This window comes from Paraperlucidibaca wandonensis (assembly GCF_042677145.1).
Taxonomy (GTDB): Bacteria; Pseudomonadota; Gammaproteobacteria; order Pseudomonadales; family Moraxellaceae; genus Perlucidibaca; species Perlucidibaca wandonensis.
On record NZ_JBHTIT010000001.1, the window covers coordinates 1226115 to 1237976 of the forward strand.

12 protein-coding genes are annotated in these 11862 nt (G+C 53.4%); 9 read left to right on the plus strand and 3 right to left on the minus strand.

What is annotated here, in order from left to right:
* Positions 1-28 precede the first annotated feature (28 nt).
* The 6 genes from ACFQ0F_RS05710 (at position 29) to ACFQ0F_RS05735 (ending at position 5566) form a co-directional block, all read left to right on the plus strand.
* Positions 29-835: a phosphate ABC transporter substrate-binding protein gene (locus tag ACFQ0F_RS05710; RefSeq protein WP_379069992.1), complete on the plus strand. Its 807-nt coding sequence runs from the start codon at positions 29-31 to the stop codon at positions 833-835.
* A complete protein-coding gene (pstC, locus tag ACFQ0F_RS05715; protein WP_340674530.1) occupies positions 816-1676 on the plus strand; it encodes a phosphate ABC transporter permease subunit PstC in 861 nt (286 codons plus the stop codon). Before ACFQ0F_RS05710 ends, pstC begins: the two co-directional genes overlap by 20 nt.
* Positions 1666-2541: a phosphate ABC transporter permease PstA gene (gene pstA / locus ACFQ0F_RS05720; RefSeq protein WP_379069996.1), complete on the plus strand. Its 876-nt coding sequence runs from the start codon at positions 1666-1668 to the stop codon at positions 2539-2541. The genes pstC and pstA overlap by 11 nt, the downstream gene beginning before the upstream one ends.
* Positions 2538-3350 carry a phosphate ABC transporter ATP-binding protein gene (locus tag ACFQ0F_RS05725; protein WP_379069999.1) on the plus strand — a complete coding sequence of 271 codons (813 nt, stop codon included), beginning with the start codon at positions 2538-2540 and terminating at the stop codon, positions 3348-3350. The genes pstA and ACFQ0F_RS05725 overlap by 4 nt, the downstream gene beginning before the upstream one ends.
* Before the next feature lie 33 nt (positions 3351-3383).
* A complete protein-coding gene (locus ACFQ0F_RS05730; RefSeq protein ID WP_379070002.1) occupies positions 3384-4316 on the plus strand; it encodes an MBL fold metallo-hydrolase in 933 nt (310 codons plus the stop codon).
* Between the two features lie 65 nt (positions 4317-4381).
* Positions 4382-5566, plus strand: coding sequence for a pyridoxal phosphate-dependent aminotransferase (locus tag ACFQ0F_RS05735; RefSeq protein WP_340674534.1), 1185 nt, complete (start codon positions 4382-4384; stop codon positions 5564-5566).
* Between the two features lie 99 nt (positions 5567-5665).
* On the opposite strand, the gene ACFQ0F_RS05740 is transcribed toward ACFQ0F_RS05735, so the two are convergent.
* The gene (locus ACFQ0F_RS05740; RefSeq protein ID WP_379070005.1) at positions 5666-7366 is read right to left on the minus strand and encodes a cation:proton antiporter domain-containing protein; all 1701 of its coding nucleotides are present in this window, start codon (positions 7364-7366) and stop codon (positions 5666-5668) included.
* 14 nt (positions 7367-7380) lie between these two features.
* Positions 7381-8022 carry an HTH-type transcriptional repressor FabR gene (fabR, locus tag ACFQ0F_RS05745; protein WP_340674536.1) on the minus strand — a complete coding sequence of 214 codons (642 nt, stop codon included), beginning with the start codon at positions 8020-8022 and terminating at the stop codon, positions 7381-7383.
* Between the two features lie 164 nt (positions 8023-8186).
* On the opposite strand from fabR, the gene ACFQ0F_RS05750 reads away from it, so the two are divergent.
* The 3 genes from ACFQ0F_RS05750 (at position 8187) to ACFQ0F_RS05760 (ending at position 11449) form a co-directional block, all read left to right on the plus strand.
* Positions 8187-9221 (plus strand): flavin reductase family protein, encoded by a 1035-nt coding sequence (locus tag ACFQ0F_RS05750; protein WP_379070009.1) that lies wholly within the window; start codon positions 8187-8189, stop codon positions 9219-9221.
* A 105-nt stretch (positions 9222-9326) separates the two neighbouring features.
* Entirely contained in the window at positions 9327-10421 is a 1095-nt protein-coding gene (locus ACFQ0F_RS05755; protein WP_379070012.1) for a fatty acid desaturase family protein, read from the plus strand.
* Positions 10422-10465: 44 nt separating this feature from the next.
* On the plus strand, positions 10466-11449 hold the full coding sequence (locus ACFQ0F_RS05760; RefSeq protein WP_379070015.1) for an AraC family transcriptional regulator: 984 nt from the start codon (positions 10466-10468) through the stop codon (positions 11447-11449).
* A 2-nt stretch (positions 11450-11451) separates the two neighbouring features.
* Here ACFQ0F_RS05760 and arsC read toward each other — a convergent pair whose 3' ends face one another.
* Positions 11452-11856, minus strand: coding sequence for an arsenate reductase (glutaredoxin) (gene arsC, locus ACFQ0F_RS05765; protein WP_379070018.1), 405 nt, complete (start codon positions 11854-11856; stop codon positions 11452-11454).
* Positions 11857-11862 lie beyond the last annotated feature (6 nt).

Below are 11862 nucleotides of genomic sequence, written 5' to 3' on the forward strand. Positions count from 1 at the left end.
TTAAGCGCATCAACTTTTGGAGCGACAGATGAACTTGCGCACCCTCGCCGCACTCGCTTTGATGGCTCTTAGCACCAGCAGTTTTGCTGCCGACACCAAGCTCGTGCTCACCGGCTCCAGCACCATCGCGCCCTTGGCCTTAGAGATTGGCCGCCGCTTTGAGTCACTTAATCCGGGCGTGCGTATTGATGTGCAGTCTGGCGGTTCATCGCGCGGCATTAGCGATGCCCGCTCCGGTCTCGCCGACATCGGCATGGTCTCGCGCGCCTTAAAGCCTGAGGAGGCCGACCTCAAAGCCCACCTCATCGCGCGCGATGGCGTCACCGTCATCACCCATGCCAGCAATCCTGTGAAGGTGCTGAGCAAGGCGCAAATTATCGCGATCTACACTGGCAAGATCACCAATTGGAAAACACTAGGCGGGCGCGACCAAGCCATCACCGTGGTCAATAAAGCCGAAGGACGCTCAACGCTGGAGTTATTTACGCAGTTCTTCGGTCTGAAGAATGAGCAAATCCGCGCGCAAGTAATTATTGGCGATAACCAACAAGGCATTAAAACTGTCGCAGGTAACCCGGGTGCTATCGGCTATGTCTCCATTGGCACCGCCGAATACGAAGCCGAAGTCGGCACGCCGATTCGCCTACTCGCGCTCGATGGCGTGAAAGCGCTGGTAGCCAATGTCAGCAACGAAACTTTTCCGCTGGCGCGACCGCTGAACCTCGTGACCACACCTAAGCCTAGCGGTTTAGCCAAGCGCTTTATCGATTTCGCGCAATCCGCTGCGGTGCATGACATCGTCAAGGATCAGTATTTTGTTCCCGTGGCGCGCTGATGCCGCGCTAGCCTTCAGCACTCGCCTACTGGCGCTGTGGTCAGCGGCGCTGGTAATTTTCATCGCCGCTTTTCTCTTGCGCGAGGCCTGGCCCGTGCTCGTCAACGGCCATTGGCAAGCCTTTTTCACTAGCGATGGCTGGTATCCATCATCCGGCCAATTCAATCTCTGGCCCATGTTGGTGGCGACCTTAGCCGCCAGCCTCGGCGCGATGCTGCTTGCTCTACCACTCGGCATCGCCTCCGCCGTCTTTCTCTGCTTTCACGCGCCCACACCAATTGCCAATGGCTACCGCCGCCTCATTGTGCTGCTCGCCGGCATTCCATCAGTGGTGTTTGGCCTCTGGGGCCTTACCGTGATGGTGCCGCTGATTGCGCAAATCGCCCCGCCGGGTGCGAGCCTGCTTGCTGCCATCTTAATTTTAGCGCTGATGATTCTGCCCACCGTGGCGCTGACCAGCGAAGCCGCCATCGCTGCCGTACCAGTGCACTATGCTCACGGCGCCTTCGCACTGGGCTTGAGTCGCGCCAGCAGCGAATGGCGCGTGGTCGTGCCCGCCGCCCGTGCCGGTATCGCCAGTGGAGCTTTGTTGGCGATGGGCCGCGCGCTCGGCGAGACCATGGCCGTACTCATGGTCGCTGGCAACGTGGTGCAAATCCCCGGCAGCGTGTTTGATTCCGTGCGCGTACTCACCGCCAATATGGCTCTAGAGATGGCCTATGCCACCGGCAATCATCGCGCCAGCTTATTTGTTACCGGCGTCGTGCTCATGGCCTTAGTTGCCGTATTGGCCTGGTGGGCGCATCGCCATAGCGCGCGCGGAGTCACCTATGCACAGTAAGCGCATGAGCCTAATGGCAAACCCGCGCACAGTGTTCAGCAGCCAGTTAATCTCGGCGCTACTCTGGCTCTGCGCCGCACTTGTCACCGGTATTTTTGCGTGGATACTTATCGATATTTTACGCCTAGGCCTCGCTCATCTCAGCCTCGATTTCCTGCTCAGCGAACCCACACGCGCTGGCCGCTCAGGCGGCATCGCGCCGATCATCGTCTCCACGCTTTGGGTGCTGGCCATCGCACTCACTGTGGCGCTGCCGCTGGGCCTTGGCAGCGCACTCTGGCTGCACAGTTTCACCGCCGGCGGCGGGCGTTTATTACGCACCGTGAGAGTTTTGCTCGACATTCTTGCCGGCGTGCCTTCCATCGTTTTCGGCCTCTTTGGTGCCGCGTGTTTTTGCATCTGGATGGGCATGGGGTTTTCCATCCTTTCCGGCGGCCTCACGCTGGCCTGCATGATTTTGCCGCTGCTCATTCGCACCACCGAGATGGGCTTGGCCGCCGTCCCTGCCGACTGGCAACGCGGCGCGCTAGCACTTGGCTTATCGCGCACCGCCGCCTTGCGCTGCGTGCTGCTGCCCGTGGCCATGCCGGCCATACTCGCGGGCCTCATGCTCAGCATCGGACGCATCTTAGCCGAGACCGCCGTGCTGCTGTTTACCAGTGGCTATGTCGATCGCTACCCGGAATCGATGTTCGACTCTGGTCGCGTCATGGCGCTGCATATCTATGATTTATCGATGAATGTCACCGGTGGCGATGCCAATGCCTACGCCACCGCCTTAGTGCTTATTAGCGTGCTGCTGCTGGTCAATGGCGCAGCAACGCTGGTCGGCACCCGATGGTTACGCGGGAGCATACGCATATGAACGCCACCAGCCTCGGTGATCTCATTGAGACGCAGGCCTGCTGCGAGCCGAAAGCGCATCTCAGCCTGAGCAATGTCAGTGTGCGTTATGGCGCAGACACTGTGCTTTCACAGGTCAGCTTGGATATTCCACGCGGCTGCATCACGGCGCTGATTGGCCCCTCGGGCTGCGGTAAAACCAGCTTGCTGTGCAGTCTCAATCGCCTCAGTGAACATCTGCCTGACTGCCAAGTTGGCGGTGAAATCTTGCTAGATGGACTGAATATTGCCAGCATCGATGCACTGAATTTGCGCCGCCGCATTGGCATGATTTTCCAGCGTCCCAACCCCTTTCCTTTCAGCATTCATCGCAATCTCGATTTGCCCTTACGCGAGCATGGCGTGCGCGATAAAGCCGAACGCGAGCGCCGCATTGAAATAGCCCTGCGCGATGTCGGTCTCTGGGATGAAATCGCCGAGCGCTTGCATAGCCCCGCCCTGCGCTTATCCGGCGGTCAACAACAACGCCTGTGCATTGCTCGCGCGCTGGTGTTGGAGCCCGAAATCTTACTCATGGATGAGCCCTGCAGCGCACTCGACCCGCTCTCGGCGAGCGTGGTGGAAGAGCTAATTAAGCGCTTAAGTGGTCGCTATACCGTCATCATTGTCACGCATAATCTGGCGCAGGCGCGGCGCATTGCTAACTACACGGCATTTTTCTGGACACGCGAACAGCAAGGCCGCTTAATCGAGTTCGGCGCTTGCCAGCAGGTCTTTGAGCAACCGCAAGATGCGTTGACTGCGGCGTATGTGGCTGGGCGCAGCGGCTAAAATAAACGGTGGTTAAAAAAACAGGAGATGGTCATGGCAGCTTGGAAGAAACTCATCGGATTGGCACCACGCCAGCCGCTGCCCTATGTCATCTCTGAGCAGCCGCACGCGCTAGCCGAGGCTGAAGGCAGCCTTGTTAACGCCGCGGATGCACACAACTCGGATGCCCTCAGCATCCGCTACCTAGGCACCGCCGGCTTCGTCATCAGCCACCGCGATCGCACCATCGTGCTCGACCCGTACCTGACCCGCCCCGGCATCATTGCCTCGCTCACACAACGCTTAATACCCAACGCCGAGCTAATAAAAAAACATATCCCACACGCCGATGACGTGCTCATCGGCCACGCCCATCACGACCATATTCTCGATGGTCCTGATCTCTGCAAACAAACTGGCGCGCGCTTAATCGGCTCACAAGCCACGCGCCAAGTCGGCCTTGCCGCAGGCCTGCCCGAGTCACAACTACTCGCTACCGATGGCAATGAAGACATCGCCTCTGGGCCATGGACTGTGCGCGGCCTACCCTCACTGCACGGCAAGATAATGGGTCGTATCCCATTCCCCGGAGATCTCAGCACCCCACCGCCGTGGCCGCCGCGCATGCATGAATTGCGTCATGGCTTAGTGCTGAATTGGCTGGTCGACACCGGCTCTTTAAAAGTAATGCACATCGACTCCGCCGACTTTATCAATGAGCAGTTACAAGGCCAGCGCTGCGACATTCTGTGTCTATGCGCTATTGGCCGCCAAGCACGACCAAATTATGTCCGCGATGCCATTAGCCTACTGCGCCCACGCTGGGTCATTCCCTGTCATTGGGACACCATGGTAACGCCGCTTGAAGCGGAGCCCGACTTACTCCCCGGCGTCGACCTACTCGGCTTTTTAGACGAGATACGCGAAGCCGGCGCCACGCCATTACTGACACCCATGCTCGGCACTCAGGTATTCACTACGACCTGAATCAGGTAAGATATGAGCCGTTTTTTGCCCTATTAGACCATGCCCAAAAGGCCAAGGAGTCGTCAGTGGATATCCAACTATCGAATCGTGTACTCAGCATCAAACCCTCGCCAACTCTCGCGGTTACCAATAAAGCCGCTGAGCTAAAAGCAGCGGGTAAAGACATTATTGGCTTAGGTGCTGGCGAGCCAGATTTCGACACCCCAGATCACGTAAAAGCAGCGGCAGTCGAAGCTATTGCTCAAGGCAAAACCAAATACACAGCGGTTGACGGCACGCCAGGTTTGAAAAAAGCCATCATTGCTAAATTCAAACGCGATCAAGGCCTAGATTACGAGCTGAATCAAATTTTGGTGTCTAGTGGTGGTAAACAAAGTTTCTTCAATATGACTTTGGCGCTATTGAATGCTGGCGATGAAGTCATCATTCCTGCGCCATATTGGGTGAGCTACCCCGACATGGTGTTAGTCGCCGATGGCAAGCCTGTCATCGTTGAGTGCCCGCAGTCACAAGGCTATAAAATCACTGCCGCGCAACTCGAAGCAGCCATCACGCCGAAAACTCGCTTACTCGTACTAAACTCACCATCCAACCCAACTGGCATGGTCTATACCAAAGCTGAGTTGTTAGCCTTGGTCGAAGTACTACGCAAACACCCAAGCATTCTCGTAGCCACCGATGATATGTACGAACACATCATCTGGACGACTGAAAAATACGAAAACATCGTGACCGTCGCACCCGATATGTATGACCGAACCATCGTGCTTAATGGCGTGTCGAAAGCCTATGCCATGACTGGCTGGCGTATCGGTTACGCCGCTGGCCCCGCCAAACTGATTGGCGCCATGAAAAAAGTGCAGTCACAGTCAACATCAAACCCGGCATCAATTTCACAAGCCGCCGCCGAAGCTGCACTCAATGGCCCACAAGACGTTTTAGTGCCCATGGTTAAAGCCTTCAAAGAACGCCACGACTATGTGGTAGAGACGTTGAACAAGATTGAAGGCATCTCCTGCTCAGCAGCCGATGGTGCGTTCTACGCCTTTGCTAATGTTGAAGGCGCAATCGCCAAGCTCGGCTTAGAAAACGACCTCGCCTTCTCTGAGCATCTGCTCAACACCGTTGGTGTTGCCGTGGTGCCAGGTTCGGCTTTTGGTCTCGATGGCCATATGCGTATTTCCTACGCCACAGCGCCCAGCGTGCTTGAAGATGCATTAGGTCGTATCAAAAAAGCTATCGAAGGCTAATCGCCTTCACCTGCTATAAAAAAGCCGAGCTCAGTGATGAGTCTCGGCTTTTTTATGCGCGCTTGACGCGAAGTCTTCTATCTCGAAAACAACTAAAAACTACTTCGTCGCATCCTCTTCCAACACTGGTTGGTAATCCCAGTCGCGAATGCCCTGCATGATGGCGTCCACTTCAGTGCTAGGCATATTCAACATAGTCATCGCCGTAGCCGCTAAGCGCAGGCTGGCCTCAATTGCTTCTGGATAGGCATGCGTTGCGCCAGCTGCTATCAGCTGTGATGACATCTGCAAATCTTCGGCACGTGCAATGATCGGCACATACGGGCAACGCTTGTGCAGCAAACTAGTTGCACGCAGACCCATATCAGACTCGTATGTAGTCAGAATGGCGAGAGAGATCTTTTCTAACTGGATCGATGCCAGCAGCTCAGGATCAGAAATATCACCCAAGAATACATGGTGACCATCAATACGCCCCTGCTCAACCCGCTTGGGATCACTATCAAAGGCAATATAGGGAATGCCATTTGTTTGTAGCAGTACTGCCAAGGTATGGCCAACGCGGCCATAGCCACCAATCAAGACCGATTGTGCAGGCACTTCAATCGCCGCAGGATTAGCCTTGGTGGCTTTTCGGCGAGAGGTCAACAGTCGTGCAATCGGGCCATTAAAGCGAATCAACATGGCGCCAACAACCATGGAAAACAACACCGAAGTCAGAATAACTTGGCCCAAGCGTATATCTACAACTTGAGCATCTAGTGCCAACGCCAACAGCGCCAAGCCAAACTCACCGCCAACTGAAACAATCAAGGCCGTGCGCAAAGAAGATTCCCAGTCAAAGCCACTGCGACGTACCACCGTGAGCACAATAATGATTTTGCTAAGCAGTAAAACCACCATGCCAAGCAACGCCTGAGGCCATATGTCTGGCAGCGAGGCCGGGTTTAACAACATGCCCACGCCAATAAAAAATAGCCCTAATAACACATCACGAAAAGGCCTAATACTGGACTCAACTTGATGCCTAAACTCGGTTTCACCCAGCATCATACCGGCCAAAAACGCGCCAAACGCCAGTGATAACCCGAGTTGATTTGTTGACCAAGCAGCCAGAAGAACCACAAGCAGCACCGCCAGAGTCAATGCCTCCAGTGACTGCTGCTTGGTGACAATATGAAAGAGTGGGCGAAACAGCCATTTGCCAACAAAAAATACCAAGGCAAACGCTAAAGCAGCTTTGGCCATGGCCAGACCTAAAATACCCGCCAGCGCGTCAGCAGAAACCGCCATGCCAAGTACTGGAATGACAACCAAAAATGGCACAGCAGTGACATCTTGAAACACCGAGACTGCTAGGCCGAGACGACCATGTGGCGTGTTTTGCTCGGCCTGCTCAGTGAGCTGACTACCGATGATCGTGCTCGACGATTGTGCAAACACAGCGCCTATAACGAAGGCAGCAGCCGTGGGCATACCCGCCAGCATGGCTAAACCCATGACGACTGCGGTGCCTAGCGCTACCTGCGCAGTACCTAAGCCTAAGACTTGGCCACGCAAAGCATGCAATTGCGGCAAGGAATAGTTCAAACCAATGGTGAACAACAAGAACACCACGCCAAACTCAGCAAGCCCTTTAATTTCAGGCACGTCCAAAGCTGGGCCAATGGTGTGCGGACTAAGAATAATGCCCACCAGCAAGTAACCCAGACTCGTAGGTATATGTAGGCGTTGAAATATAACAATGACACTGACCGAGACCGACAGCAGCACTAAGATTTGGGCGAAGTTTTCAGCCATCAATACGTATTTCCTTAAACTGTGGGTTCGGTTGGAGCTGCCAATGCACGCGCGCCAGCCAAAATCATATACACCATGGTCGCGGTTTGCTCGAGTAACTCCTGCTGTTGCTCGGGCGACTTAGCAACAGCCTGCGCACCCATACTAAACACCAAACGCGTTATCGCCTTCGCCACAATAGTCGGCTCATGCAGTTTATTGGCGTTTTGTGCTTCTAGGCGAATCAAATCACTGGTTAATTCATGCTCAAAAAATTGCAACTGCCGGTCGACTTCGGCCTGATACGCCAATGAGCCAACACGACCTTCGCAGAGTAATAGCTCTAAATAACGCTCTTTGGCATTAAGTTGCTCATAAAACACGTTCAAAGATGTTTGCACCACACTGCTACCAGCACTGATGCGCTGCCGAGCCTCGCTAAAGACATGACGCAAGCTACTACCTGCCAATGCTATTAAGGCGATACCGAGCTCATCGACATCGCGAAAATGCCGATAAAAACTATTCGGTGCGATGCCGGCCGTGCGTGCCACTTCGCGCAAGCTCAAGGTCGCCATGCTGCGTGTCGGGCCAATCAAGGACATTGCCGCCTGAATTAAGTCATCTTGGCTAATGCTGCCTTTACGCACGGCAGGTGCTAATTCCTCAGCATTCATTTGCTTCATCCTGTGATGTCACTGAGCTGACATATTTTTTTCGTTTAATTCAAGCGCTTAGTGTAACGGCTAAGCGCTCAATCACAAATGTCTATACATATGGATAGACAATCGTCTATACAACTGTATAATTTGCGTATTCCATGACTATCGAGGGCTCACACATGGCCGCTCAACAAATCATCCGCGCACTTACTAACGCCGTAATTCCCAGCGATGTCGCCGCATTTTGGCAAGACCATTTAGCGCCAATGAAAAGTGCCGAGCCACGTGGCCGCTTGATCGCCATTACACCGGCATCAGCACGAGCAATCACGCTAACTATTGAGCCGAATCGCGCCTTTACTGGCTTTCGTGCCGGCCAACACATCACCATTTCAACACGCGTAAATGGTGCTTGGGTCGCACGCAGCTATAGCCCGCGCTTGGTGTCAGGCGCAACAAGCGGAGCCTTTCAGATTACCGTGCAGCGCGTAGCAAATGGCCGCTTTAGTCAGTGGGCGCATGATGCCGCGAGCATTGGCGATTGGCTAAAATTAAGCGACGCCTATGGCGACCTAGCACTGCCTGAAAATAACGCAGCCGTGATGATGCTCGCCGCTGGCAGTGGCATCACACCATTTTTAAGCCTGCTGCAAAGCACGCCGTTACAGCGCAATACTAGCCTGCAATATTGGGTAAAAACGCCAGAGGATGCCTGCCATTTAGATGAGCTATTGGCACTGCAAGCTCACGAGCCAAACTTTCATTTCACCTTACATAGCACGCAAATCGGCGAGCGCTTAAACGCCTCACATTTGACTGATTGTGATGCCAATACTGAAATCATGGCTTGCGGCCCAGCTGGCTTTATTGCCACAGCGACCGCTCTAGCCAGCGAGCGATCATTAGCCCTGCAAAGCGAAGCATTCTCCCTGCCAATGATCGTCAGCGATGCCACGCAGATGGTCAGCATCACACTGGCTCGTAGCGGTAAAGTCGTGCAAATCGCCTCTGGCGCAGCCTTATTGCCGGCCTTAGAAGCACAGGGCATAGCACTGGCCTCAGGCTGCCGTCGCGGTATTTGCAACACCTGCGCTTGCAGTAAGCGCCAAGGCATTAGCGAAAACATCATTACGCAAATGCGCGATGACGGTGACAACCCGGGCTTACGTCTGTGCATCAGCAGCGCGCGCTCCGACCTCACCCTTGATCTGTAATTACGCGATCTGTAACTGCTCATTTTGTAATAAACACCACCGTCACGTGTCTAAAAATCATACGTGCCGACTGCATTCACCACTCGCTCCGACGAGGAACATCAAATGAAAACACTGACTCAGGCTCAACTGACTGAACTTGAAACCACCTTCGATGCCATGCATAAAAAAGCCTTGGCAGATGTCGGCGAAAACGATGCCCGATATATCCGTCGCGTACTCGCCACCGTGCGCTACACCGGATTTCTTGGTCGCGCCTGCTTATTCTTAAGCTTCTTCCCAGTATTTTGGGTAATCGGCACACTGCTTTTGGCGGTGTCGAAAATCATGGAAAACATGGAAGTCGCGCACAACGTCATGCACGGACAGTACGACTGGATGAATGACCCCAAGCTCAAAGGCCAGACCTACGAATGGGACATTGCCGGCACCAGTGATAACTGGCGCCAATCGCATAACGTCATGCACCACACCTACACCAATATCAAAGGTGTCGATGACGACGTGGGCTATGGCATTTTGCGCCTGTTTCCAGAGCAACGCTGGAAGCCGCACTATTTATTGCAACCAATCTACACAGTGATTTTCGCGCTGCTGTTTCAATGGGGCATTGCCATTCAAGAGCTGCGTTTAGGCCGCCTTTTTGCCGGCAAAACCCCGAAAGCTGAGTTTCAAAAGCAGTGGCAACCAGCAAAGCGTAAAATGCTGAAACAGCTGTTGAAAGACTATGTGGTGTTTCCACTGCTCGCTGGCCCGATGTTCTTGTCGGTATTCGCCGGTAATTTTGTCGCCAATGGCATTCGTAATGTCTGGACCTTTATCGTGATTTTCTGCGGCCACTTCACCAAAGATGCCGAGATTTTCCCGAAAAGCGTGCTGAAAAATGAGGCTCGCGGCCACTGGTATTACCGCCAAATCTTGGGCTCATCGAACCTACGCGGTGGCAAGTTTTTCAATCTAATGACCGGCAACTTAAGCCATCAAATTGAGCATCATTTATTCCCCGACGTGCCAGCGCACCGATACGCCGATATGGCCGTAGAAGTGAAAGCAACCTGCAAGCGCGTGGGCATTCCTTACAACGAAGGTAGCTTTACCAGCCAGTTTAGCCAAGTGCTATGGCGCATTATGCGGCATGCTCTGCCCTCTTCAGTGCAGAAATCATCGATACAGCTAGAGCGCACAAGCCAAGCTTTATAGCGTTATGATATGAGCATCAATAATGCTCAGAGATAGGTGCCGCAATGGCCCCAACAGAACATAACTACGGCTACTTCTACAGTATTTTTGCCATAGAAAATTATGCCAATAGTCGCGGAGTAAGCATTGAAACGTGGGCGGGCCTCGAGCTTGCCCAACTGTTTAAGCGCGCTAACAAATCACGACTCATTAGCTACGCCATGGCCATTAACTTTGTCCAAGCAGCCGTTGATTACTTTGACGATGACCTGCTTGGGGTCGCTGTTGGCCAGCGCTATCAGCACTCAACCTACGGCCTCTTAGGCCTGGCCATGATGTCGGTTGCGAATATTGGCGAAAGCTTGGAGCTAGGCGCACGCTATAGCGCCATTGCTGGCTCTTTAATTGAGTTTAACGCTACCCAGGACGAGCATGGTGTATTGGTCACAGTCGCCAACAAAGATGGCTTTAATCAACGCGTTTATGAGTTCTTAGTACTAGAAATCATTACGGGTCTAAGGACATTTTGGCGCCTATGTTGCAATGACGAGCTCGCTATTAACATTAACTTTGACTTCAGTCTTAGCGCGACCTCACAACTATTCTGCCAGCATGTATTAAGCCAATCTGTGCGTTGGGATGAAGCAGCGACTACAGTCCGAATTGATAATGCCCAACTAGCAACTCAATTTATAACAACCAATCCATTTGCTCTGGAAGAAGCATTAGCTGCCTGTGATCAGCTAATGCAAAATTTAAATCGCTCAACAAACCTGCTTGAGGCTGTCCGTCAGAGCATTATCTCTCACATCACTAGCCGCCCATCGGCCAAAGTGGTTGCCAACGATTTAAATATCAGCGAGCGCAGCTTGCATCGCAAACTGAAGGAAGAAGGCATGAGCTATAAGGCCTTGTTTTCCGACTTGCTCATTGAGAAGGTTCGCTTGTGGGAAGCCGAGGGACTTAAGCAGTCAGTTATTGCCAAGCGTCTCGGCTTTACCGATGCAAGCAACTTCATTCGCGCTAAAAATCGTTGGAACAGCGACTAAGTTCAGTCGCTAAACCGTATGACCTCACCATCTTCCTTAGTGTATTCACGCACCGGATTGGCTAGTAAGTCCAACACCAACTCCGATGGCCGGCATAACCGCGTACCGCGCTCAGTGACCACAACCGGCCGATTCATCAAGATAGGATGCTCGCTCATCGCGTCGATCAAAGCATCGTTGCTGAGCGTAAGATCGGCCAAGCCTAACTCGTCATAAAGATCGCCTTTGGCGCGCATTAATTCACGCGCAGGCACAGCCAATGCCGCTAGCAATGCAACTAACTGCTCACGCGACAAAGGCATCTTCATATACTCAATAACCTCCGGCTCCTCGCCCGAGGCCCGCATGATGGCCAAGGTGTTGCGCGAAGTGCCGCAGCTTGGGTTGTGATAAATCTTTGAACTCATAACTCT